The 24,047-nt window shown below is 50.7% G+C and carries 18 protein-coding genes; 6 read left to right on the top strand and 12 right to left on the bottom strand.

Annotated elements, in window-relative coordinates; genetic code table 11:
* Positions 1–2: 2 nt before the first annotated feature.
* From BOSE62_RS16730 to BOSE62_RS16715, 4 genes are read left to right on the top strand one after another with little or no spacing between them, the layout of a single operon-like run.
* A complete protein-coding gene (locus BOSE62_RS16730) occupies positions 3–1,736 on the top strand; it encodes a conjugal transfer protein TraN (protein WP_089132056.1) in 1,734 nt (577 codons plus the stop codon).
* Positions 1,733–2,608 carry a conjugal transfer protein TraF gene (locus BOSE62_RS16725; protein WP_089132055.1) on the top strand — a complete coding sequence of 292 codons (876 nt, stop codon included), beginning with the start codon at positions 1,733–1,735 and terminating at the stop codon, positions 2,606–2,608. The genes BOSE62_RS16730 and BOSE62_RS16725 overlap by 4 nt, the downstream gene beginning before the upstream one ends.
* Complete coding sequence (locus BOSE62_RS16720) at positions 2,598–4,028, top strand: conjugal transfer protein TraH (RefSeq protein WP_089132054.1); 1,431 nt, start codon at positions 2,598–2,600, stop codon at positions 4,026–4,028. The genes BOSE62_RS16725 and BOSE62_RS16720 overlap by 11 nt, the downstream gene beginning before the upstream one ends.
* A gap of 15 nt (positions 4,029–4,043) precedes the next feature.
* Positions 4,044–6,749 carry a conjugal transfer protein TraG N-terminal domain-containing protein gene (locus BOSE62_RS16715; RefSeq protein WP_089132053.1) on the top strand — a complete coding sequence of 902 codons (2,706 nt, stop codon included), beginning with the start codon at positions 4,044–4,046 and terminating at the stop codon, positions 6,747–6,749.
* A gap of 1 nt (position 6,750) precedes the next feature.
* Here BOSE62_RS16715 and BOSE62_RS16710 read toward each other — a convergent pair whose 3' ends face one another.
* From BOSE62_RS16710 to BOSE62_RS16670, 9 genes are all read right to left on the bottom strand, one after another.
* Positions 6,751–6,966 carry a hypothetical protein gene (locus BOSE62_RS16710; protein WP_089132052.1) on the bottom strand — a complete coding sequence of 72 codons (216 nt, stop codon included), beginning with the start codon at positions 6,964–6,966 and terminating at the stop codon, positions 6,751–6,753.
* Positions 6,967–7,741: 775 nt separating this feature from the next.
* Positions 7,742–8,998, bottom strand: a complete 1,257-nt coding sequence (locus tag BOSE62_RS16705) for a His-Xaa-Ser system-associated MauG-like protein (protein ID WP_201295700.1) — start codon at positions 8,996–8,998, stop codon at positions 7,742–7,744.
* On the bottom strand, positions 8,982–9,380 hold the full coding sequence (locus tag BOSE62_RS16700; RefSeq protein ID WP_145955436.1) for a TIGR03982 family His-Xaa-Ser system protein: 399 nt from the start codon (positions 9,378–9,380) through the stop codon (positions 8,982–8,984). The genes BOSE62_RS16705 and BOSE62_RS16700 overlap by 17 nt, the downstream gene beginning before the upstream one ends.
* Positions 9,355–9,930 (bottom strand): His-Xaa-Ser repeat protein HxsA, encoded by a 576-nt coding sequence (hxsA, locus tag BOSE62_RS16695; protein ID WP_089132048.1) that lies wholly within the window; start codon positions 9,928–9,930, stop codon positions 9,355–9,357. Before hxsA ends, BOSE62_RS16700 begins: the two co-directional genes overlap by 26 nt.
* Positions 9,927–11,003: a His-Xaa-Ser system radical SAM maturase HxsC gene (hxsC, locus tag BOSE62_RS16690; RefSeq protein WP_089132047.1), complete on the bottom strand. Its 1,077-nt coding sequence runs from the start codon at positions 11,001–11,003 to the stop codon at positions 9,927–9,929. The genes hxsA and hxsC overlap by 4 nt, the downstream gene beginning before the upstream one ends.
* Positions 11,000–12,412, bottom strand: a complete 1,413-nt coding sequence (gene hxsB, locus BOSE62_RS16685) for a His-Xaa-Ser system radical SAM maturase HxsB (protein ID WP_236554115.1) — start codon at positions 12,410–12,412, stop codon at positions 11,000–11,002. The genes hxsC and hxsB overlap by 4 nt, the downstream gene beginning before the upstream one ends.
* A 275-nt stretch (positions 12,413–12,687) precedes the next feature.
* Positions 12,688–13,155, bottom strand: coding sequence for a Mov34/MPN/PAD-1 family protein (locus BOSE62_RS16680; protein ID WP_159647807.1), 468 nt, complete (start codon positions 13,153–13,155; stop codon positions 12,688–12,690).
* Positions 13,148–14,827 carry an E2/UBC family protein gene (locus BOSE62_RS16675; protein ID WP_089132045.1) on the bottom strand — a complete coding sequence of 560 codons (1,680 nt, stop codon included), beginning with the start codon at positions 14,825–14,827 and terminating at the stop codon, positions 13,148–13,150. Before BOSE62_RS16675 ends, BOSE62_RS16680 begins: the two co-directional genes overlap by 8 nt.
* Positions 14,827–16,017 carry a CBASS cGAMP synthase gene (locus BOSE62_RS16670; RefSeq protein ID WP_089132044.1) on the bottom strand — a complete coding sequence of 397 codons (1,191 nt, stop codon included), beginning with the start codon at positions 16,015–16,017 and terminating at the stop codon, positions 14,827–14,829. The genes BOSE62_RS16675 and BOSE62_RS16670 overlap by 1 nt, the downstream gene beginning before the upstream one ends.
* Before the next feature lie 78 nt (positions 16,018–16,095).
* On the opposite strand from BOSE62_RS16670, the gene BOSE62_RS16665 reads away from it, so the two are divergent.
* Entirely contained in the window at positions 16,096–16,797 is a 702-nt protein-coding gene (locus BOSE62_RS16665) for a hypothetical protein (protein WP_089132043.1), read from the top strand.
* A 381-nt stretch (positions 16,798–17,178) separates the two neighbouring features.
* Positions 17,179–17,814 carry a S24 family peptidase gene (locus BOSE62_RS16660; protein ID WP_089132041.1) on the top strand — a complete coding sequence of 212 codons (636 nt, stop codon included), beginning with the start codon at positions 17,179–17,181 and terminating at the stop codon, positions 17,812–17,814.
* A gap of 23 nt (positions 17,815–17,837) precedes the next feature.
* Here BOSE62_RS16660 and mobF read toward each other — a convergent pair whose 3' ends face one another.
* From mobF to BOSE62_RS16645, 3 genes are read right to left on the bottom strand one after another with little or no spacing between them, the layout of a single operon-like run.
* Entirely contained in the window at positions 17,838–20,765 is a 2,928-nt protein-coding gene (gene mobF, locus BOSE62_RS16655; RefSeq protein WP_089132040.1) for a MobF family relaxase, read from the bottom strand.
* Between the two features lie 43 nt (positions 20,766–20,808).
* Positions 20,809–23,082 carry a type IV secretion system DNA-binding domain-containing protein gene (locus BOSE62_RS16650; RefSeq protein ID WP_089134609.1) on the bottom strand — a complete coding sequence of 758 codons (2,274 nt, stop codon included), beginning with the start codon at positions 23,080–23,082 and terminating at the stop codon, positions 20,809–20,811.
* Positions 23,072–23,404: a hypothetical protein gene (locus BOSE62_RS16645; protein WP_089132039.1), complete on the bottom strand. Its 333-nt coding sequence runs from the start codon at positions 23,402–23,404 to the stop codon at positions 23,072–23,074. Before BOSE62_RS16645 ends, BOSE62_RS16650 begins: the two co-directional genes overlap by 11 nt.
* Positions 23,405–24,047: the final 643 nt, after the last annotated feature.

The raw sequence follows: 24,047 nt of genomic DNA, 5'->3' as shown, positions 1-24,047 counted from the left end.
CGATGAAGTTTTTGAACACAATTCTACTCGCCGTCATGATCATCAGTTTCTCCGCAGGATCACTACTGGCCGCGCAGGACCGTGAGGCGGCGAGAGAAGAAGGAAAAGCTTTTGCTGGCAAACAGCAGAAACGCGCGCGCGCAAATGCAAGCACGCAGCCTGATGCTTCGCGTATTCCCGGCTACACATCAAATCCAGCTGAGGCCGATTATGCCAATAATCCGGAACGTATTGAAGGCGATGCGCGGGCTGCAGCGCGCAGCCACGAAGGCATGAAAGCGATTAAGGATTCCAATACCCGGCGGGCTAAGTTTGAGATAGATGAAATCAAAGCGGTCACTGCTCGGTCTAAATCGATCAACGAAGACCCGCTTGCCTATACCAGCGATATGGAAGTTAGCGGAGCGGAGGGGCGCTGCGTTCCGCTTCCACCTTCTCCCGGATCGCCGGGCCGTTATACAGCAACCTGCAATAGCGGGGTGGCGCTGGAAGAAACAAACGAGAGCTGCAGCATCTATCTGGATGTAAGCGTCGAAGCGCGGACCCAATATCATTATCTGTGCAGCTACATCAGCCCATATGGTTTTGGCGGCGTCCCTTCTTGCGAGATATTTAACGCAAATGGATGCCGTAGGACCGGATTACGTCCAGGACCATGTTTGCAGTGGCATGACAACGGATATGGCCCGAGATACTGCGTTGAACCCGGCGAGCCCTATGTTGAAATGAGCTGCAGCGCGCCTGTCGCGGGAGAAACGCCCTACGCGACATCATCTGAGAACATTATTCAGGAAAACAAAAATGATGCCGCATGCCGGACTTTCGCCGAAGATGCAGATTGCGAGCAAACAGCCGAAACTTGTAGCGACAGCGACCCGGAAACCCGCATCATAGACGGAGTGCCGGTGACAAAACCCTGTTGGGCATGGGAGCGGGCCTATCAATGCAATGCGCGGCGCGCTGCCAATGATTGCGAGGAACTCGACAATGATCCGGCTTGCCAGTTGCTGCGGCAAGATTGCCTGAGCGAAGATAATCCCTGTTCAACGATAGAGCGCGTTTATGATTGCCCGCTTCCAGATACGCAAGGCTCAGGCAACCAGTATATTTGTGACGGCGATGTCTATTGCATCGACGGATCATGCGAGACAATCGAACGTACGCCCAATGATGAGTTCAAAGATGCCGCTGTTGCCCTCCATGCGATGGACGATGCGCGGGGACAATTTGATCCGGACACATTGACGCTTTTCAAAGGCGAGCGCGAAACGTGCGGCTCGAAAGTCTTTGGCGTACTTAACTGCTGCAAGGGGAAAGGCTTTCCGCTTATTCCCGGTATCAGTCTGCTGGTTGCGCTGGGCTGCAACACGCAAGAGATCCTCCTTCACCAACGCGATGCAAATGGACTGTGTGCCTATGTCGGCAGCTATTGCTCGAAGAAGATCCTCGGCATCTGCATCACCAAGAAGAAGGCATATTGCTGCTTCACCTCGAAATTATCGCGTATTTTGCAGGAGCAAGGCCGCGCGCAGCTTCCCAAGCCCTGGGCACGCGCGAAAGACGAACAATGTCATGGATTCTCGATTGAGGAATTCGCGCAGCTTGATCTTTCAAAAATGGATTTTTCCGAAATCTACTCTGAATTTACCGAAGCTGCCCGCCTGCCCGATGAACTCGAAGCGGCCAATGACATCCAGCAGAAAATTCAAAACTTCTACGAGAGATCAGGCCCATGAAGAACAACTTAGCCCGAAGGTTTCCCCTGCCCTTAGCGCTCGGCGGCTTGGCCGTGCTTGTCCTTGCAATCGTGTTTCTTATTGACGCCGCCATCAGTCCGGCATTTGCGCAAGGCGCAACATCCAATCCAATTGACCCACCAACCAATACCGCGCGAACCAGCGCGGATGAACTCTACTGCGAGAAGCGCCGGCTAGGCTACTGGTTCTATTGCACCAAACCAAAGCCGCCTGAAATGGAAGCGCTGCCGCCAGAACCACAGACAAGCGCAAGCGAGAAACTCGATGCGGTCACGAAGGAATTGCGCGAGCTTAAAGCCAAAGCCATTCTCGAACCAACCCGCGAGAATGTTATCGCTTATATACGCTTCCAACGCGAACAGCTCGACCGCGCGTCGCTGTTTTCGGACGTTTGGCAGCGCGCGATCTGGCAGCAACCCGATCTGGATTACACGCTCGAGCGCCCGGTTTCCACGCTGGCCAAAAGACAGTGGCAAGATGCGCGAAGCGCTTCGCGTGATACCGTCATGGCCAATCTGGGGAAACGCTACGGGCTGTTTTACTTTTTTGCTCAGAGCTGCGGAGCCTGTGAGGTCATGTCGCCAATCGTAAAATCAGTATCGGGTCGCTGGAAACTGACGGTCCGCGCCATCTCAACCGATGGCGGACCATCGAAGCATTTCCAAAATTACACCGTCGAGACCGGGCAACGCGTGCGCATGGGATTGAAGCCTAAAATTACCCCTGCCCTGGTGCTTTGGGATAGCGCGCAAAGCCGGGCCATCCCGATTGGCTACGGCATCATCTCAGCGGATGAACTGCAGGACCGTATTTATTTGCTCACATCAAAGGAAGCCGGACATGATTATTAAAAAAGCAATCGCTACGATTGCAGCCGCAAGTCTAATCATCGCTCCCCTTTCTGCCAATGTCGGAGACAGTATGGACCGGTTCATGGATGATATGGGCGGCGCTGCCAATGTCACCGGACCTACCGCATTCGAGGGCCAGTCGGCGGGCTATTATAGTCTCGGTAATGTCTGGACGCGCTTTCCCCAGAAGACGACCAATATTGCAAACTTGCAGCTACCCTCTGCCAAAGCAGGCTGCGGCGGTATTGATATTTTTGCAGGTTCGTTTTCATTCATCAACGCCAGCGAAATTGTCGCGATGCTCAAAGCCGTGGCGAACAACGCGGTCGGCTTTGCCTTCAGCCTCGCCATCGACACGGTTTGCCCGGAATGCTCGAAGATCATGCAGGAGTTTTCGCAAAAAGCGCAGCTCATGAACAATCTCAATATTAATAGCTGCGAAATGGCGCAGGGACTGGTGGGCGGTATCTGGCCAAAGGGTGATCTAGCTGACAAGGCAATCTGCGAGGCGATTGGTAATTCGGAAGGCATTTTCACAGATTATGCTGCCGCCAAACATGGTTGCGGTACCAAAGGCCAGCGCGATTCCACAAACGCCGGTGCTGGCAGTGATTACGCCGATGTAAATCCTGGCGTCGCGCGCAACTACACATGGCATATCCTCAAGAAATCCGCCTTCTTCAATCCTGGCGGCAGCTTTGACCGCGAACTCGCAGAATATGCGATGACGCTCATTGGCACTATTATATATGTACCGCCCAAAGACGCATCTCCTGGAAAATTTGTGCCGTTCGCCGGCGATGCCTCCTCGACATTAGTAACTGCATTGCTGGACGGCACATCGGGACAGACCATCAAGGTGTTTGATTGCGATGAAGCCGATCAATGCCTCGATCCAACGTTTCGCAATATGAGCCTTGCTAGCTCTAAGGCCATTCGCCCTCGTGTCGCTGCACTGATCACCAGCATGGTCGAGGCTATTCGCGCCGACACGGCGATCGGCAATGCCGAAAAAGAATTGCTGCAGGTTGCATCGGTGCCGCTCTATAAAATCCTTACCGTTCAGGCGGCTTACGGTCGCGGCATGCCAACCGATGACCGCGAGACTCTCGCTGAAATTGCCTCGGTTGATCTGCTGTTTGCGGTGCTTGAACGGATTGTTGGCGAAGCGGGTCGTTCGATGTCCACCTTCATTGGGGCGGATGAAGCAAAACTCGCGATGTGGCAAGGTCAGATGAGCGAAGTGCGCCGCGCCTTGGCGGATAGACAATCTAACAGTCAGGCCAAAGTCAGCGCTATCATGCAGATCATTGAAAAGACTGCGATGATCGAGAATATGCTCTCCGCTTCCATGTCGCCATCCATGGCAGCAGCCCTCGACTGGTCGCGCGCGGTTCAAAACCGCTCGCTGACACCTTGAGTTGGGCATAGGCAGATGGTCGAGATATTCACAATTGGCGGCGGCGAATATATCGTCAATGTCCTCAATGCCGTTGCAGCGTGGACCGGTGCAGGCGGCTATAAAAGTCTGATCCAGGTCGCCATGGTGATGGGGCTTGCATTGTCGGTGATAGTGGTCGCGTTCAATCAGGACTGGCGCGCATGGCTTCACTGGTTTTTAGGCGCAACGCTGATCTACATGTGCCTGATGGTGCCGCGTCTCGATGTCCATGTCACCGACAGGATCAATCCATCACTGGCACCAGCCGAAGTTGCCAACGTTCCCTTGGGGCTGGCACTGATGGCAAGCTTTACCAGTCAGGTCGGCGACTATCTGGTGCGCTCCTCCGAGACTGTGTTCGGGCTGCCAACTGATCTGGATTATTCAAAAAATGGAATGATCTATGGCTCGCGGCTATTTGATTCGACGCGCAGTTTGCGTATTTCCGATCCTGAATTTGCCGCCAATCTCGACGAGCATTTCCGTCAATGCGTCTTCTATGATCTGCTTCTCGGTCGCTATTCGATGAAGGAACTGTCGGCAAGCGATGACATCTGGGCGGTGATTGCGCCGGGAAGCGTAGCGCGCGCGCAAAAGTTCCTGACCCGCAATCCCGATGATAGTGTCAGCGCCAATATCATAACCTGCCGCGCGGCCTATAATGATCTGAATAGCCAATGGACCGCGATGATCGATGAGATGGGGACCATCTTTGGCCGTCAGCTCTATCCCAAACAAACCGCTGCGCTAGCAAAAGCCAAGCTATTTGCTGATCTACCCATTGCGTATAGTTATTTGAGCGGGGTTTCCAAAAACGCCAGCGAGATATTCCGGCAAGTGCTGACTATCAACGCTATGAAACAGGCGATGCACGGAATGGCGGGCTCTAGCGGCACATCAAGCGTTGATGTTTTTGCCCAGACCCGCGCCGACATCCAGACTGAGCGTACTTATAGTTCGATTGCCCAAAATGCGATGAAATGGGTACCCATCCTCAATATCGTGCTGACAGTGGTATTCTACGCACTGTTTCCGGTGCTTTTCCCGCTATTCCTGATGCCAAGAACCGGACCAACGGCACTGCGGGGTTATATTACCGGCTTCTTCTATCTCGCGGCATGGGGGCCATTGTTTGTTATTTTGCACATGATCTTGATGTTCAAAGGTGCATCTGACGTTGGCGGTGCCGCAGGCGGGACTGGGCTAAGTCTAGCAAACTTCTCCGGTATGGTTGATGTAAATAATGATATTGGCGTGCTGGCAGGATATCTGGTTGCCTCTATTCCCTTTCTCGCTGGCGGGATCGCCAGAGGCGCGCTTGCGATTTCGGGTCAAGCCACTTCTTATCTCAATCCATCGCAAAATGCAGCAGAAGAAGCGGCGCGAGAAGCCAGCACTGGCAATGTGTCGCTTGGCAACAGTAATATTGAAAATTCGAGCGTGTTTTCGAAGCAATTTGCCCAAGGGTCTATTGCGCCGAACATTTCCTATGGCGCGGCGCAGACACGCGGGTTTAGCGCAAGCGGAACGCAGACTACCAGTTTCCCCGACAACAGTTTTGACCAAGTTCCCAATTCTGCCTATCCGTTCACACCGACATTGGGGCAGGATTTTACTTCTAGGCTTTCCACGTTGGCGTCCAGCAGTCGATCACAAAGTGAAACGTTTTCAAACCTTGCCCAGCAATCGACCAGTTCTGCCGTCACCCGGTTTAACGAGCTCAGAAATACATACAGTCAGGGAAATTCTTCAGAAACCGCAGTCGGCACCAACGAAAGCAACAGCGTCAACAAGGCGTTCAGCGAGGTGGATTCAGCGTCGAGAAACTTGCAGCAGCAATATGGTCTGTCGCGACGCGCCGCCGATGACATAACAGTATCATGGTTCCTGAACGGCGAAGGTGGTCTCGGCGTAAAAGGTGAGAAAGGAGCGCTAGGAGCGAACCTCGGACTCAAAGGTGGACGAAATCACAGCTGGACCGATAGTGATATCGGAATTGCTTCGGAAGACCGCAACCGGATCATGGGAAGCCTGAACCAGATTTCTGATAGCCGTAACTGGTCCAATACCCGCGATGGTTTTGTCCGCAGTGTCAGTTCCAGCAGCAGTTCCGCCATCTCCAACAGCGCGTCGGGCCTGACCAGCTCACTTTCTGAAGCGCAAAGCTATACCGTCGAAGCGAGACGTGCAGAGGAGCTTGCCAGCCGCCTCGAAAACCAAGCGACATGGTATGAAACCAATAGTGCTGCCGGATCTTTGAACCTCAGCCAGACGTACCGTGAATGGGGTATGGCTGAAATGGACTCCAACCGAGATTTTTATGGCAATGCGCGGTTTGATGATGTGAACTTCCAGCTCAGTGCAGAAGGACAGGAGCTGCAAACGCGGTTTGTGGCAGGATATGCGGATCGGTTGCATGATGATATTGAAGATAAGCTGACACTTCCCGAGTTTGCGCCGGTGCAAAAACCAAGTGTGGGCAGCGCCGATGCCGTAAGAGGTAGTGTTCCACTCGGAGGATCAGGAAGCGGGTCAGTGTCTGCGCCGCCTGATGTTGATGGTATTCGGGACGAAGTATCCGGCGCTCAATCGCGAGGCAAAAAACGGGTTGGGACGGTTCAAGATGCGCTACAGAAACGCACCCGCAATGCTCGCGGAGCTAGCGCTGAAGCAGCCGATGATGTTAAGGAATGGAAGTGATTTAGATTTGGATGAGACCATCGTAAATTGCGACAAATATTGCGAAAGCTAGGAAAGCTATGAAGAATACGATCAATCCAAAACGTCCCCAAGGATCACGCCAAGTCTTTTTCCAAGTATAAGCGGTCAAGCTGTCCTCCGCGAGTGCACGATCAAGCTCCGATAAGCCGGGCCAGTTTTTTTCGTCAACAGATTGAGTCTTTTTATCCTCGGTCATTTTTCCTACTCCAAGTTCTTGGTTCGGTAAGGACCAAGCCCCCTCTTCTCTTCAGCATAACCGAAAACGAGAGGATAGTCATTTTGAAAAAGCACTGTGCAAAAGCGGCCAACAACATAATGAGACTTGAGTTTGTGGCCGAACGCCTCATTATCCAGAAACTTACCTGCCATTGAGCACCGCGACGGAGACATCTGGAATTGATTGAACTACTTTTACTTGGCGCAAGCATCGTCGCGGCTGGCGAAACCTTTGAATGTACGCCCATCCGTGTCTGGGACGGTGATGGACCTATCTGGTGTGCGGAAGGACCTAGAGTGAGATTGTCTGGCATCGCTGCGCGTGAGATGGATGGTTCTTGCACAAGCGGTCATCCTTGCCCCGAGTCGAGCGCTATTGCCGCAAGGGATGCACTAGTAAAACTGGTGGGAAAACCCACCGGAAAATCAAGAGAAGGACATATCCTGGTGTCCGGTCCCAAGATGATTTGCCGTTCCGATGGTCGCGCAGGGGGTTCTCGAACCGCTGCCTGGTGCATATCACCCAAATCTGGAGATCTTTCGTGTGCGATGACTAAAGGTGGTTGGGCGCTGCGATGGGACAAATATTGGAAGACGCACCGCTGTGATGGATAGTCGGGTCTCCTTGCAAACAAGAATGGCAAATTTATTGTTTAGCACGGAAGTTTGCTTCTTCGCCTGGATGATTATCGGCTGGCCGCTTTGTAACCTGGTTCAAAAATTGCTTTAATCTCGCAGGTGGGATGTATGCTATTTCAAAAATCGAGCATTGAGATAAACGCTACCAGTTCTTTGACCTCAGTATCGGATAATGTCGTTGGGACAGTATCTTCGGGAGCAGCTTTCATTCTTCGGTAAAAATTTGATCGCTCTTGGATGCTCATTTTTTGAAAGTTCGCCACTCTCAGTGGATCAAAGTGAGCGACAATTGCCTCATCCAAAGTTCGAAGCGATCCGGAATGGCCATAAGGAGAAGTCTTGGTCGCGTTGTAAAGAGGTGGCGTCCGAAACAAAAAACGATCAGAAGGGTTAAACGTCACATTGTAACGCCCCTCATCATTGCCAAAGCCGTTTTTTCCAAAGCCTAATTGAGGAAATGGAATTGAATGGAAATCAAAATCCGAAAAGTACGGGCCGTTGTGACACGATGCACATCGACCTCTTCCATAGAAAGTTATGCCGCCGTTCAATTCATTTTGCGTGATTGGGCCATTTTCAAATACAAACCGATGGAGTTTCGTTTTCTTAACTCGGAAATTATGCCGAATGAACTGAGCTACAGCATCACCGATTTCACTAAAGGTAAGGTTTTCTAACGGTTTTTGGTAAGCCTTTGCCAATTGAATGCCCAAGTCTGGATCTTGTCTGACTCTACCGGCAAGTGTATTGAAAACCACTTCTGCCGATCCAACATCCTCCGTCACTAGGTCTTTACGAACCTCCGGGGTATCGGCTATCATTTCGCGAAGCTCTACAAAAGGGAGGTGCACAGCCACTACCAAAGGGTCAGAAGATGGAGCAAAATCACCAAACTGGCTCACCACTACCCCGTTTTCAGATTGTACTTTGCCATCCCAGAAAAAAGTATCAAAGTTAGGTCCGCCACGCCCCCAAAGCGGCAAAACATTGCGCGGAATAATCTGGCCACCGCTTGCCATTCGAGCACCGCCTTCGCCCGATGCACCTGCACCAACTGCATTGGGCAGACCGTCGACTGACCCGAATTTATCTAGATGGCAGTCCTGGCAAGAAATATTGCCATTTAAACTTAGCGTTTTTGAAGCAAATAGCTTTCCGCCAATACTACGTTTGGCACTATCTGTCTTCGATTGCAGTGCGCCAACAGATACAAAACCATTTTGAATTGAGGCTTTCCGCAAAGTTTCGATTCTCAGCGTGTCCGTTGCCGGACCCATTTTTTCTTGAGTATAGCTTCCAGATGATTGTTGTTCACAAGCGCTGGTCAATGGAATGAGCAGCAGGTAGAAAAGTAACTTAAAATCGAATTTCATGGGTTGCGACAACTTCTTCCAGATCGGTACTTCGCTCTTCTACGGCTAACAATCGCATTTTAGCTAACTCATTTTCCCTCAAACCCCACTGCATCAAACGTTTCTGATATAAATCGTAGTCCTGACAGATGAGCAATCCAACTTCAGCTGAATAGAGTTCGCTGCCAACATCATCCGAAGACCTTTGGGCGCTACGTTGCCGCGCTTGTAAATGATCTCTCATGGCAACGTCGCATTTTTCCACAAGCGCTCCATATTCCGATTGATTTGCAAACATCACTGCCTGACGCCAAATCGGCATAGCTACCCAGGCCATTGCGACACCAATGAGAAGCACGATCAAATGAGTAGTAATTCTATTCCGCAACAATTTTAAATGCATCCAAAACTTCTGGAGTGATTGTGCCTGTTACCTTGAGGTCAAAGTCTGTCTGGAATTTAACCAACGCAGCGCGAGTTCCCGAACCTGCAATTCCGTCGATTAACCCGGTATAGTATCCATAGGATTTCAGGCCAATCTGAACGCGTCTTACAACGTTTTTTATCGCGTCATCCTGGGGTTTAAAGAACGTATTTGGAGCAATTGCGGGAGATTGAGGAAGCACCGAACTTGGCGGCGTACTCCTCGTATTGCGCGATGGCTTAGGCGCAGGGGTCGTTTTCGGACGGCGGATCGGGGGAGGTGTATATACTGGAGACTTAACCCTACCGCTGGCCCCGGACCGATGGCTACTATGCGACGAATGGCTTGAGTGGGATCTATGCTGTGCTAGCTGGAAAGAATGTTCTTGTGCAAACCTCTTGATAACAGCATCGCCTTCAGGATCTTTTCCACCGGAAGCGATATTGTTAGTTGCAGCAGATTGTGCAGTTGGAAAAGGCATAATGCCGGCCATTGCCAACGAGGAAATCAGAAACTTTCGTTTACTCATAATGGAGAAACTTCATCGAGCATTTCGGCAGGATGCCATTCAAAAAATCCAGAACAAGTTTCCTTCTTGCTGCACATCAAACACTTTTCCCCAAAACGCTGTTTCCAGTCAGATATTGAATTTACAGCAAAATTGCGATGAAATTCTGGCAAATGACAAAGCGGCACGTTGAATAGCTTTGTTGGTATACCGAATAAAGAAGCGACATCCAGTGATTGGGCAATTGGATTGAAACTCTTACGAAAGTCGACGTAAAGAGAGTCCCATCTATTTCTTGCAAAACCGATATTTTCTAGCTGCATCACGGACCATTGCTCGATAAAGTGCAGCAAGCCTGCAATATGCCGCGCGAGAGCGGGGAACGAATTGAGATTGGTTTGAAGCACAACAGTTCTAAGTTCAATTTTAGCGCCGGACAAAAGCAACGTATCAAAACTCTGATGCAATCGCTCATACGCTCCTGTTTTAGCAACGATTTCATCATGTTCAGCGGCATCATTGGAATATAACGGGATTCCCCAAACAACCTTTCGGAACAGTTCCTGACGCAATTGACTGATGTCGCTTGTTTCAAAATGTTGGCCATTGGTAAGGACATGAAATTTCAAATCCGGACGTGCTTTCAACACCGTTTCGAGAAGTTGAAAAACCTCCTGTTTATACAACGTCGGTTCCCCGCCGGTAATTCCGATTGTTATGCCGTTGTCAGCTAAAAGACAGGCCTGAACAAATAGACCGAAGCGGTCGTGATGGGTTTTCTTTGGCGGCTGGGAGCACATCACACATAGTTGATCACAGCGTTCGGTGACTAACAGTGAATTTTGAGTGGAACCAGCCCTTATAATGCGCTCTGCATTGCCCGCAGCAGGCGTCACAATTACGATATCACCATCCAAGTCTTGAATTCCGGGTCCAACGATCTGGAACAATCCGTTCTCGCCGCTGAACACCGATTGACTCTCGCTACTTTCGATGCACCAACTTTCCCATGGAGAATCTGTCCGGTTTTTCGACAATCGAGTTACGAATGGTTTCTCGGCATCCGAAACTGCGGGAAGCATTAGCGGGATCATATTGACTCGCCCAATGTAATTGAATCTCCACTCAACCCTAGCCAGTGACGCAACGAATATTGGACTGCATCTTCATTTGAATAAATCAGAGAAAAAGCCAAATCGAAAATACTCATGTGGCGCTTGCAGAAGTTTGTCTCGTGTCTGCGTAGGTCGATCCGGCCATATCTTGAAATATCGTCGATTATGTCGCGTCCACAATAGGGCTGGTAGACGCAATTTTGACAATCTGGATCATCTGCATTTGTCGATGCTTCGTTGAGTGCTCGTCGTTCTGGAGAATCCCAGCCGGTAGCTATATCGCCTATGGTCAAATCAATAATCCCCGATCGTGAAAGCATGCGAGCCTCATCTGTTGGGTAAATCTTGCCATCAAAATCAACGACAATATAATCTACGCCGACGGGATTGGGGCTACGCAGGTCCACATGTCTATCAAGGCCTGGCTTGAAAATTCGATTCAAACAATGACTGAAATAAGTCTCTTCAATCACTTGATCGCGATTGTCCCAATTTCTCGCAATGAGCCTGTGGATGAATTTTGAATAATACGCACCCCAATGACCTGATTGTTCGATGGATTCCGGGTGTTGTTTTCTGGCAAAGCCTTGATAGTTGATTGGTCGCAGATAAATGCTCGTAAAACCGCGCGAAACGAATGCCTCTACAAGGCTATCAATCTCGGGAGGATCATTCGGATTGACAGTTGGTAACGCGGAAATTTTGCCTGGGCCATATCGCTTGAGAACTAAACTCAAGTTTCTTTCGAATTGTGAAGTGGATGCATCATCTTGAGTTCTTTGAGCCTTGTGAGTAATTAACGAACCATCCAACGACGTGCTAATTTGTACATTCTCTCTATTGAAAATAGTCAAGATTTCTTCATCAAGTCGCTGCAAATTGGTACATATCACGGCTGTCATGTCGGGAATATGTGATCCTGCGTCTAGGACTGCACTTATAAGATCCGGTCTCAATGTGGGTTCACCGCCCTGAAACTCGATCTTGAGTGACCGCCCTGAAAACTGTTTGATCAAGCCAGTTATTTGTCCGAGTGTCGCTTCATCCCAATCATAGCCTTCGGCATTCTCATTGGCCCGCGAAACCTGACAATAGCTGCAAGCGAGGTTACAACGTAACGTGGGGACCAAAATAAGATATTCCAAACCTTCAACGTTTGTCTTGCGACGTGCCTGAGCGAATAGCGACGCATGCTTTACCAACTTACTGCTTTTTATAAGATGTCGCTTTTGCAGGAACTTCAGTTCCTGATCAGATAACTCATTGCTACCGATCCGGCTCAGCAGGTCATGTTGACCTTTAAAAAAACGACCTTCTTCATTTGCAAAAATGTGACGATCGGAAACTGTGCGCGATCTTAAATTCGGAAGACCGTCCAATTCCTCCATTCCAAGAATCCACCCCTAACGAACTACAAAGAAACCGACTGTAACTGTTCAATTTAATAATACAACTCGGTCAATCGGCAGCATGTAACTCCGTCGGTTTTTTCCGGGCAGATCTTGATCCTGATCTGTGCATTTTAATGTCGATATTTGCCAATTGATCTTCCACCTTCGTCAACTCCCAAATCTTTGATCAACAAACGAAAAGTCTGGGACTTACACAGCGCTAGAGCCCTGTTTAGACCTTCCTTATTCGAAGATGTTTCTGAAACGAGAAGTCAGGAAGCGAACAGCTGACCATTTGCGTCTTGATGAGTGAATTCGAAGCGAATAGGCCGAAATCTAACTGATTGCTGAAGCCAAATAGCCGTTGTTCGTCCGTTGCAAATCGGAAACACCATTGGTGCTTTGTGATGCCTTACAAGCTGTTTCCAGTTCCTATTATCAATACCCGACGGGTTTGGAGAAAAACCCGGATGACTATGCCATTCGCCAAGCCAATCTACGCGCTTATGTGACTCTTTCCAAAGTCGTAGCGCACGCATTCGATGTGCTTTGGGTGAACGTATGAACGAAACTCTGCTCTGGCTGTCCCATGCATAAGGGGTGGTAGCCTCAATGACATGGAGATGCCGCCCTTTTCGAAATCCCAGCAACAAACCACCCGCTTCTAAGGGCGAATAGCGCCGTGTCGCTTTCAGCATAATTTCCAAAACTTGGTGATCGAACAAAACGCCATCAATCATCACTATCCCTCGCAGCGCAGGCTGGGCAGGCCGCAGCAGGCGAAGGTGTTGTGGGCTGCCGCTCTGCGCCCCGTTCATGATCAATCACGATTGTCTTAAGCCGTGATCCGGGCTTACCATTTGCCCATCCCAATATCATTTCGGTAGATAGTCCTGCGGCGATTGCCGGTGCAGCTACCGAATAAGGATAATATGCACCGTCCCCGCAAGTAGCCTCCTCAATAATTTCCTCATATTTGGGCTTGAGAGCAGTATAGCGCCAATTCTTGCCCGCATCCGGGCGGAGACAGCGAAAACAATAACCATCGCCAACGATGCTCAGGAAACCTTGGGCGGCCGCTCCGTTTCCACAAATCCAGCTATATAAGACCGCCTCAGCTTTGACGTCTTCGCCGTTCAGAAAGGCTTCATTGACAGCATTTTGGGTATTCCAGTCTCCGGTCGCATCAATAATCAAGTCGCAATCTTTTGCCGTATTCCAGTCATCGAATACGTCTCGGCAAATCGCACGAACGTCGATATCCGGATGAAACCGCTTCAATTCATCACACAGGGCTTCTGCTTTAGCTTTGTCTATTTGTCCAATACCAAGGTAGTGGCGACCGACGTTGCCTGCTGATAGCCCTTGACCATCAAAAAGGTATAACGGAGCATCAAACCCGGCCCCGCTTTGGACAAGAAATTTGGCCAGATGGCTCCCGAGTGTACCACATCCAATTAGAGCAATCTTTTTCCCAGCCAAAGTGTTCATACCTACAAGATTCCTTTCGGCCAAAGTCTTTTGATCACACCAAAAGCCACCAAAACGCGTTAGATTTATTTCTGATTTGCGATTGGCAATCAACTCCGGGATCTTCGCCTTCCTAGTTTTTATCGTGTTTAGGGCTATTTCTAGTCCCCTTGGAAAATCCAGCCGGACGCCCAAAACGCAATTTGGTGCGTCTATCGCCACAATGTTGCGTGCTGCCAGTGCAGCGAATGCTTGGCTATACTCGGCGTCCGTGAAGCCAGGTTGGCCTCGGAACCAGATTTCAAATTGCTCAAGTGTGAGTGGCACCTTGATTTTTCCAACGGGAGAAAGCGGTTCATTGCTAAAAATGAGTAGGCCATGGGAAAATTCTTCAGCCGAAAAGCCGCCAAACTCCGCAACATCTCGTAACCCCAAAAACGGCGTCATCCCTTTCGCTTTGAATCGATAAAAGTTAGTTTTGAGGGTCGCAGTATCACTCGTTGGTCGTTTGATCAGAATTCGAAATGACTCAATACCATCGCGCCAGTAGTCCTGATATTCAGCTGCGACCTCTGCAACACCGCGGCCTTTGTAATTAACCTCCATTGCCACTTTCGCTTGCTCTAGCACGCGTAAGACCGATCCACCCGGGTCATAGATATCGAGGGGTAGTCCCACAGCAGATGCATAGCAGATACCTGAATCGCCGTCGCCCCGGTTAAAAAGATGCCCCACGATTTCCGGGTCGAGTTGCGCCGGGTCCTTCAATTTCACTTTGGGAAGTTTAACAAATGTAATGTCAGGAATTTCAATCGCAACATCGATTGGTTTGCCATGAACGCTTATCCGTCCTTCGAATTCTAGTACAATCGCTGATTTTTCGCTGAAGCCTTGTTCCTTTAGCGTTGCGTTAATCTTACCCAGCGCCTCTCGCCGGTTCATCACCCTGAGTTGGAATTGATAATTTTGGGTGTTGGAACAGTTGCTGCCGGAAAAGCGCGAACGCTTGATGCAGTATCATTGGCAATCGTAATAATATCAGGACGGTTCGGAATACGGCGACCAAAGACGTTTCGAAGGTGATCAATCACGATATCGGGATGGCCTGTACGTTCGAGCGCGCCCTCCATTTCATCGGCAAGCGCTTCGGTTGACTTTAATATTTCGTTTCGATCAGCATCGCTCCAGCCGTTGAGACAACTCCCCTCGACGACCGGGTTGTTGATCTCTCCTCGGAAAATGTCAGGGAGAAGCTTGGCCACTTCCATAATTTGCATATCATCGCGGTCATCAACCGGATTGCCGCCGAGTTCAATCAAGGCAGCGTCTATCGCGCACATCAAGCAGATCGATGACAGTGGCGAATTTTCCCATGTATGATCGCGCCATCCTTTGAAGAACCTGCAAAGACGGCGAAAGACTGGTCCATAGCGCGCAGAGCGGGCTTCCACCCAATCGTGAAGCTGCTTGGGATCAGACTGAATCCATTTCCCATCACGCTGCGCCAGCATCACCAAATTGGTTGGTATCGCGGCCATTGATGGGAACTTGTCGGCCGTAAAAGATATCGACGCCATCCGCGCATCAGCGATTGCACTCTTCATCAACCGATACTTGTCTTCAGGGACCGAATAAATCGGAATATCAACATGTGCCCCTTTCCAAAGTCGAACACGCGCGCAGGTGTTCTTTGAACTGTCAAGCTCCCACCCATTTTCATTGCATACTGGGCTCAACGTTTCCTCAACAAATGTGAAAAGGGATCCAGCTGCCAAAGCCGGATGGCTGTCCTGCATAAATCGAACGGGTACATACATACCGTCATCAAGATCGATTTCTTGGCAGTTCGGCTTAGCGGGCGAGTTTAATGTTCGATATGCGAAGCTGCCTTGCATCAGAAATTTGACCGCTACTGTTTCGGCGACTTGTTTTGCCGCCGCGAAAACAGTCGAGTCACGCCAGAAGCGTTTTTCATTTTCTAGTCTTGATGATGCGTCACGCAACGCTTTCCTGATGATCGTTCGCGCCTCCATCAGCTTGTGATGCTCTTCATCTTCAATGTTGAGTTGTGCCAGATAGCTGAGGTTTTTCTTCAGGCCGACAAAGATCGGGTGAGCGTTGGCAAGCGTCATAGGCAAATCCTCAAAAATTCGTGCTTTTCCAATCCACTTGGTGCATAATTAGCCAATTTCAAGGGACGTGAACAAAATATGTACAAAATTTTCCCGCTCAGGTCATTGACCTACTTGATTTCGTTCCTGACCTTGACGGTTTTCCTCGTAATCGAGTTGGCAACGGACGCTTTTGGATTCGAGGTCAGATTGCTTGCTATTCCCGGCATTGTCTGGGTAATTTTGCTTGGTTTTGCATTCAATCCGATCTGGCGAAAAATATGGTCGTGGAGCGCCAAAATCCCGTTCATTCCAGATCTGAATGACAAGATTTTCCCTGATTTAAACGGTGAATGGGAAATGCTCCTGGAGAGCAATTGGTCACGTCAGGAACAGATTTTGGAGGCTGCTAAAGACGGGCGACGTTCTTTCGATATCAAATCCTGCGATCAGAATGATTTGGAGCCGTTGATGCAGGTGGGCCTCAAAGCCGAGATCGAGCAAAGCTGGTGGTCGATCAAAATCACCGTGACAAATCCGAGACAGGATACTCCCATCAAAGAATCTCAGACTAATATTGTCATACCTCGCAAGAAGAGCGAAGGTCAGCCGTCATCGCTATGCTATTTCTACGATCAAACTAACGACACCGACAATCAGGCGGATGATCCGGAATTCAGCGCGTCTGCGTGCCTGTCCTACGACTATAAGAGAGATATTCTTGAAGGGACTTTCTGGACAGAACGTCAATGGCGGCGAGCGATGAATACGGCTGGCCGCTTAACCCTCAAGCGGATGTAATGAAAATATCCGGGACCAACAAAAAGTAACAAATTCAAAAATTATGTCGTAGTGGATTCCCTAACTTGTCGACGGAACAATGTTCTCGTCTCGGGTCTTCTCATCGGAACTAGCCAAGTAGGCTTCCACCCTCCTCAACGTCCTAGCCCGCGGCCTACGCCCTTCCCTCAAATCCAGAACAAACCGCGGATCACCGACAGCGCGCCTGCCAAACCGCGTCGGCGACATATGTGTCTGCTTGAGATGCTTTTCGATACGATCCAACAGTTTCATATGAGGCCTCCTCGAATCATAAATTGCTTGTGTTCTTGTTATGTTCCTAGTAGGAAGATTGCATATTGTCTAGGATAATTCCTATTGAGGGGTCAAAAGGCACAAAAGATGGATGATGTACGAGAAACTCTGGATCGGTTGATCCGCGAAAACGGGGATGATTATTCCGGTCTTTCAAAAATGCTTGGCCGTAATGCAGCTTATATCCAGCAGTTCATAAAGCGCGGTACACCGCGCAAGCTGGACCCTGAGGACAGACTTAGGCTGGCGAGCTTTTACGGTATTGACGAACAACTATTGGGCGGGCCGCCGCCAACTGGCAGTGACGGCATGGTCGAAGTCCCCGTACTCGATGTCAATGTTTCTGCAGGACATGGCGCTCTGGCGACAAGCGAGGATAGGAAAACGCGTTTTTCGTTCGATGAACGCTGGCTGCGCAAACTGACTCCGGCTAGGGGCGTCAGCCTCTCTGTGGTCCGCGTTATGGGCGATTCCATGGAACCAACCCTGTCGGACGGCGATGACGTTCTGGTGGATGCCTCTGACCATGGTTCGCGGCTGCGCGATGGTGTTTATGTTATGCGGATCGATGATACGCTGGTGGTCAAACGCATTGCACTAAGGCCCGATAGCCCGTTCATTACCATTGCCAGCGACAACCCGACCTATCCGACCTGGGAGGATATTGATCGCAGCACGGTCCATATCGCAGGCCGCGTGCTTTGGTTTGGTCGCGCGCTTTGATCAGAGGTTTGCCCTGAGATCATCTAAATCCCCATATCCAACGGCTTGCTGTGTTCTTTTTCAAGTTCTCGCTGGTCCTTTTGCGGTTCTTTGGGCGCAATTTCATTTCCTTTCGCAAGCCCAGTCGCTGCGGCTTTGCCGAGACGCTGTGTCACTTCAAGCGCCGATCTTTTTGCGCCGTCATTTTTCTCGACTGCTGCTTCCAGTTTCTCGCGGTTATCAACGATGAGCGTCAAACCATCCCGCAATCTCGTAATCGTAACCAGAAATGTCTGCTTGTTGGAAAGATTGCGCTCGCGGCTATCCATGACCGCAATCCCGCGATCAGAAGTAAGCCCCTGCGCCATATGCGCATTGAGCGCGTAAGCCAGATCAATACGTTTTAGCATGGGATCGCTATGGGGCAGACGATGCTCGATGCCGGAAGATGTTCGCAAGTGAACATGCCCAGCATCAATTGCTGTAATATTTGCCTGATCCGCGTTGAACAACCCGCGTTTGTGATCGCTGTCGGTCCAGCGAATTTTATCACCCGCATAAATATCGAGCTGCTTCTTTTCATAGAGAGCGATCTGGTCTTCAGATGCATTTGCGCGAAGCTTGCTCACCTGAAAGCTCCGCTCCCTGCCCCCACGATCTTTCAGGACAAGCTGCTTTGCGCGCTCATCGACCGAGACCACATCATATTGCCCCTTGCCAAGGCGCTGACTTCTGTCCGGAGCTTTAAGTTCAATCATCATGCCGGGTTTGTAGCTGTGAATATAGCGCAGTTCCTCGCGGGTGCTGTTGACGCGGGAGAAGGTGTCCAGTTTTTGCCCTCGTTTTCCCAGTTCACCGTTTTGTTTAAGCCCGGCCTGGACCGCTTCATTGACGGCTGTGCGCAGCGCTCGTCCTGATGCATAGATGGCGGTGGATTGCCGGTCTTGTGGAGAAAGCGCTAACCAGCGTTCGGCGGCGATTAGGGCGCTACCCTCTTTGGTTTCGGTAATATGGTCTTTCAAATAGGACATAGCCTCGCCGATATTTCCGGCCTGGGCTGAATATTGCGCGCGGCGTAATATTTTATCACGCGCGCGCAAATTGGTGATCATTTTTGCGGTATCAATGCCCGAGGCTTGCACAAGCGCGAAGGGCTTGCCGGCATCGACAGCACCCAGCTGCTTCTTGTCCCCGATCATAACCAGACGGTCGACCTCGAGCAGGTTTGCGAGCCGGACCAGTTTTTCTTTTTCAACATTGGAGACCATCGAGGCCTCGTCGAGAACCAGCACATGGTTTTTCATGGCGGCTTTGGCTTCCGTAAGAGCCTTTTTATCGGCTCCCTCCTTGAGGAGGTTTTTGTGGCTTCCAATGAAGCGCGCCAAGGTCATCGACGCAATCCCGGTATCGCGTTCGAGCATCTGGACGAGCGTATTCTGGACGGCGAGACCCAGAACCGTTTTGCCATTCTCGCCAAGAAGCTGCGAGACAGGTTTGAGAAGGCTGCTTTTGCCTGCCCCTGCAATGCCCTGCACCGCGATAATGCGATTGGACGATGATAATATCATCTGGCCGGCGGATTCCTGGCCTTTGTTAAGTGTCATCCCAAAATTGAGACCCGCGACCGCCTGCAACTGCTCGCCAGCCAATTCTGATGACAAAAGCGGCTCCGCCTTGCCCCTGCCCGCTTCCACCTGTCCAATTATGCGCTGCTCGATCTGCAAGGCATCGCGCGTGGTGACAAAATCCCGGTCGCGTCCTTTGCCCCGAACAAGCTCACCTTCCCTGACAAGTGCCCTGACGCGGCGTTCAACATGAGCAATGGATGTCGGGAGGCCAAAATCCAAAGCAGTCTTATAAACATCATATACCCCAAATGCTGCTTCGCGCTGGCTCAGATGGCGAATGGCTGAAGCGGCCGCCTGCGCTGCGGCTATCTCTTCGCGGGGTTTATTGAGGATATGCGCTGGCACCAAAGGATCTGCGGAGGGCTTTGGCCCAAATCCTTGAATTTTTTCTGCAAACGCCCTGAGAAAAATCATTCCTTTTTGCGCCAGTGATAGATTGGGGTTTTGATCAATCTCCAGTCCTGCTGCGCGAATATTGGCTTTGTCGATCAATCCGCCAAGATCGAGCTCCATCGCCTTTGCAGCTTCCTGCCATGTTGCAGACAAGGCATCCCTGTCCTTTATGGCTTCTTTGGGTGCGCGCGTTGCCAGAGCGGCAATCTTGCCAGCTTCCAGTCCTGGTCCCCGGCGCGCATCAAGTACCTCCTGTCGGCGCGTAGAAAAGGCCATAACCGCTTCGCGCGATATACCTGCGGCTTCAAAATTACCGTGCTTGCCCTGATGGGCAGGCTGATAGCCAAGCTTTTCGATTTCAAGACGAAAGCGCGCCATCGTCATGCTATTTAGAAGCGTGTTGTTCGACCAGAGCTTGTCATTATGCAGCGCCCGCCATTTTGCGTCCGGGCCTTGCGTCACATTGGCGACAACCGCGTGAAAATGAACATTGGGTTCAGAATTGCGATTGGTGTCATGCTGAAACAGTCCAATCGTCAGATTGCCCGTTCCAATGGGCTTGATCTTGCCTCGGGAAAAAACCCGCGTTTCGGCGACATTTTTCTCGGCCCATTGCAGCGTATCTGTGACCGCTGTCCGGTACGCATCGATAATCCTTTTATCGCCGCCAACCAGAGCGATCAGCGACCAGCTTTTGGGTAGCGAGAAGGTAAGATCGGTTCCGGCGCGGTGATATTGTTTATCGCTGCCCACTCGCTCGCCATTTGGCAATTCACCGCGCAGCAGAGCTTCAAAGGCTGGCGCATCTACTTGACCTTTTAAACCTAACCGCTCCGCTCCTTCTCCAATCCACTGACCGGACCGGTCGGCATCAGCTTTGGTATAATAGTTATCCGCCGCAAAATAAGTTGCAGCGCCGCCCGCAGAGCGAACATTTGAGGCAGAGAGCATAGTCAATTCCCATCATTTGGACGCGCCCTCCACCGCGCAGGTTTCACATGTCATATTCGCCGATATCGCGGTCCGGCTCATCACGCACAGCGCCCTCGCGAAGATCCCGGCCAGCATCACGCGGCAGACTGCTCAGCGACCGGGCCTTGTTTGCAGGATCGGATGGATCAGGCAGATCAGAGCGCTGCTGTTTGTCATCTTCGGGAGACGGTGATGGCGCCTGCTCATCCTTGCCGAGCGAATTACCTGGACCATCGGTAGCGGGATCCACCGTGCCATCCTTGAGTATTTTATCTCGAGGCTCATCGGGCAACTGGACGTCGGTGATTTCTTCGGGTTCCCGAAAGGCAAACTCCTTCTGATCGGCCGCAGATTGTTTGACGCCTTCTTCGTTGTCATCGGAGTCCGCTGCTGGTTCTACCTCCCCGCCGTGGCTATTTTTATCTGTCCCATCAGGCTTCGAAGACGGCAGAGGTTCTTGACGAGGTACATAGGATTGTCCGGTTTCATCGGGTTCATCAAATGCCCGCGCAATATATCCTTCGGCTAGACTGGGCCAGGATTGCGGGATCAGTTTAACCGGTGCAGCGGGGAAGCCATCGGGAAATTTTATGTAACCATTGAGGCGCGGCAAGTTCATAAACTGATCGGGTAGCAGCAATGGCTCGATCTGCCTTCTTGGGGTCAGGCTGACCGCATCACGGGCATTGTTATAGCCGTAACTATAGCCTTCTTCCATGTCGCGTATTTGCCGGTGACCGATAAAGTCCGAACACCATGTTGCCGTTTCCCGGTCAGCCGTCGCCAGGATTAATTTGGTGCGCGCAAGCGAAGACAATGTCATCGCCATATTTTCACCGTAGACTTCTTTAAGTTTGGCAAATGCGTGGATGCCAGTGACGATAGCGCCGCCAAAATTTCGGGCCGTTTGCAAACCTTTTTCCAGTGCTGGCAGCCGGTGCAATGCGCCCAGTTCGTCAATCATGAACCACACCCGCAAATCGGATGTCCGGCTCATCGACATAAGGGTATTCATCGCGGTGTCCATCCACAAGGTAAGCAGCTTGGAACAGATACTCATGTCGACATAGCGCGCGGATATAAATATGATCCCACCACGCGCGGATTCATCTTTTATCCAGTCGCGGATTGAAAACTGCGGACCATGTTTGGGCAGCAGCATTAGGGCCTCGGCGTTTGCATTAAACACAGCCCGGATCGAAGTTGCCATGCGGGCCGCTTTGGGCGCGGTTAATTGCTCCGCTACTGTGCCTTTCAAAAGCTTGTGCACATCTGTCAGGTCAGCAGTAATGAGCTTCTCGGCCAGCGCCTCATTGGTCGGCGTTCCGGCTTTCATCAGCTGCATGCACGATTGCACAAACAGCGAGCGCGCACCGATAACCCAGAACTGATCTTCGCCGCCGCCATCCTGCGGTACTATCGCTTCAGCGGCGCTGTGGAATTCGGCAATGGTGCTGCAATCATTGAACACGCTCCATTGCGGACAGCGGGCATCAAGCGGGTTTAATATGACATCGCGCGAGGCGTCATAGAAATGTTCGATAAAAGCGCCGGTCAGATCGAATATGACGGCGCGCTGTCCCTTTCTGCGGGCCTCATCTATCATCTCCAGCAGGGCAACGGTTTTACCGGTTCCGGTGGTTCCGATCAGCATCGCATGGCTCTGTTCAAGCCGCCACGGATAACGAACGCCTGCAAGTTTGGAGGGCTGGTAATAGCCTGCCGCAGCAAGACGTTCTTGCCCCGCTAAACGCCAGCGCCAGCCCAGTTCTGCTTTCATTTCCCGTGCCTGCTCGCTAGCATTATGACGAGTTATTTCCGCTTTCAGTTCGGGCAATGTTGCAAGTTGCGCGCCGCGTTCATGTTTGCTTTCTTTCGACCGGCCGCCAAAATATTCTGCCACCCAATAAAATATTATAAAGGCAGGCAGGAACAGCAATGCAGAAATGGCCAAAGCTGTGCGGAGGGCTGTCCATAATGCTTCCATTGCACGCTCGACCGGAGGGAAGTTCTGAACCGCTGAAATCGCCATTTCCATGCTCGCGCCGCCCGCAAGATCAAGATTAACCGGCTTGGTAGGATCAAACTCCATGAACCCATAAAACAAAGCATAAAGGTTCATACCCGCAAGGTAGCGCTGATGGTCGGTAAGACCCGATGTCACCATCCAATAGGAGATGCCTACCAAGAGAACGGCAGCAATGATCAGAGGAGCTTTAAGCCCACTTGCGAACATGAAACCAAAGTGTCCGAGAAGCTGGCTACCGCGCGTGAAGTTTACAATATTACGCTTCATCACGGCCTCCATTCGAAGAGGCTGGAGCAAGCCCCAATCGCTGTAAGCGACGACCATATGCATCATGGGTTTTTTGCCGAAGTGAGCTGTCCGGGTGGGCGCTTAAAATGGCATCAAGCGCTACGGAGGAAAATACAATCTCGCGGGCTTTGTCGAGGCCTTTTAGAGTATCATTATGACCTTCATCCTGCGCAATATATGCCGCCATGACAAGATCGCGAATGAATACGCTGACACATTCGCCGTGGTCATCAGCTTCCGATCTGACCCACTGTGCAAGCGGATAAGAAAGATAGGTTTGTAAACAAATATGGTTGGTCATACTCAGGTTCCTTGACGTTCAAGAACCTGGTTCACCCTTCGAAAAGCCCAATAAGAATAAATCGTGAACAAGTCTAAGTCAATCGGTTATATTTCATTATTTATCAATGCTTTGCGGCGATGTGATTGGGCTAAGACTTGCCAAAAACCCACCAAGTCTTAGAGGATTTATCTGTTACATCGGGCGATTTTGGGACTTAACCAGTTGATATCAATGAAGATAACCAAGGCAGCGAGCTGCGTACGGTGTGCACTCTTTTGTTCCCAGCTCGGCAGTAAATTTCCAGGAATTTTCTCGATTACATCATGTGGCGTTATGCCACGTGGATAGCATGGATAAAAACGCGCGCTGATGCTTGACATCAGCGCTCCACAATTACCCGATGGCTAGAATTTCAAACTAAAGCACGAGCAAAAAATAAGGGCAGCAGAATGGGGATTCCGCTGCCCCTATGTCACCCGATTTGGGTGTTTTCCATATCAACGCCAGCCCGGGTCGCAAATGGCCAGAATCGATACGGAAATTCTGAATAATCTTTATTCCTGATAGTTAGCAACTCGATTCCCACAATGATTGTATAGAATCGACTTTCGGCAAAGTACCTTGTGTTTCTCCCTGTTAGGTTTAAGCCAACCGACAGTGC

Source organism: Sphingorhabdus sp. 109 (assembly GCF_902506555.1).
In the GTDB taxonomy this organism is placed as follows: Bacteria; Pseudomonadota; Alphaproteobacteria; order Sphingomonadales; family Sphingomonadaceae; genus Parasphingorhabdus.
This window is presented reverse-complemented; position numbering and strand designations above follow the sequence as displayed.

What these genes read in the sequence shown, in the direction of transcription:
- BOSE62_RS16730 (WP_089132056.1), top strand. Translation starts at nt 3, where the DNA reads ATGAAGTTTTTGAACACAATTCTACTCGCCGTCATGATCATCAGTTTC.
- BOSE62_RS16725 (WP_089132055.1), top strand. Translation starts at nt 1,733, where the DNA reads ATGAAGAACAACTTAGCCCGAAGGTTTCCCCTGCCCTTAGCGCTCGGC.
- BOSE62_RS16720 (WP_089132054.1), top strand. Translation starts at nt 2,598, where the DNA reads ATGATTATTAAAAAAGCAATCGCTACGATTGCAGCCGCAAGTCTAATC.
- BOSE62_RS16715 (WP_089132053.1), top strand. Translation starts at nt 4,044, where the DNA reads ATGGTCGAGATATTCACAATTGGCGGCGGCGAATATATCGTCAATGTC.
- BOSE62_RS16710 (WP_089132052.1), bottom strand. Translation starts at nt 6,966, where the DNA reads ATGACCGAGGATAAAAAGACTCAATCTGTTGACGAAAAAAACTGGCCC.
- BOSE62_RS16705 (WP_201295700.1), bottom strand. Translation starts at nt 8,998, where the DNA reads ATGAAATTCGATTTTAAGTTACTTTTCTACCTGCTGCTCATTCCATTG.
- BOSE62_RS16700 (WP_145955436.1), bottom strand. Translation starts at nt 9,380, where the DNA reads ATGCATTTAAAATTGTTGCGGAATAGAATTACTACTCATTTGATCGTG.
- hxsA (WP_089132048.1), bottom strand. Translation starts at nt 9,930, where the DNA reads ATGAGTAAACGAAAGTTTCTGATTTCCTCGTTGGCAATGGCCGGCATT.
- hxsC (WP_089132047.1), bottom strand. Translation starts at nt 11,003, where the DNA reads ATGATCCCGCTAATGCTTCCCGCAGTTTCGGATGCCGAGAAACCATTC.
- hxsB (WP_236554115.1), bottom strand. Translation starts at nt 12,412, where the DNA reads ATGGAGGAATTGGACGGTCTTCCGAATTTAAGATCGCGCACAGTTTCC.
- BOSE62_RS16680 (WP_159647807.1), bottom strand. Translation starts at nt 13,155, where the DNA reads ATGATTGATGGCGTTTTGTTCGATCACCAAGTTTTGGAAATTATGCTG.
- BOSE62_RS16675 (WP_089132045.1), bottom strand. Translation starts at nt 14,827, where the DNA reads ATGAACCGGCGAGAGGCGCTGGGTAAGATTAACGCAACGCTAAAGGAA.
- BOSE62_RS16670 (WP_089132044.1), bottom strand. Translation starts at nt 16,017, where the DNA reads ATGACGCTTGCCAACGCTCACCCGATCTTTGTCGGCCTGAAGAAAAAC.
- BOSE62_RS16665 (WP_089132043.1), top strand. Translation starts at nt 16,096, where the DNA reads ATGTACAAAATTTTCCCGCTCAGGTCATTGACCTACTTGATTTCGTTC.
- BOSE62_RS16660 (WP_089132041.1), top strand. Translation starts at nt 17,179, where the DNA reads ATGGATGATGTACGAGAAACTCTGGATCGGTTGATCCGCGAAAACGGG.
- mobF (WP_089132040.1), bottom strand. Translation starts at nt 20,765, where the DNA reads ATGCTCTCTGCCTCAAATGTTCGCTCTGCGGGCGGCGCTGCAACTTAT.
- BOSE62_RS16650 (WP_089134609.1), bottom strand. Translation starts at nt 23,082, where the DNA reads ATGAAGCGTAATATTGTAAACTTCACGCGCGGTAGCCAGCTTCTCGGA.
- BOSE62_RS16645 (WP_089132039.1), bottom strand. Translation starts at nt 23,404, where the DNA reads ATGACCAACCATATTTGTTTACAAACCTATCTTTCTTATCCGCTTGCA.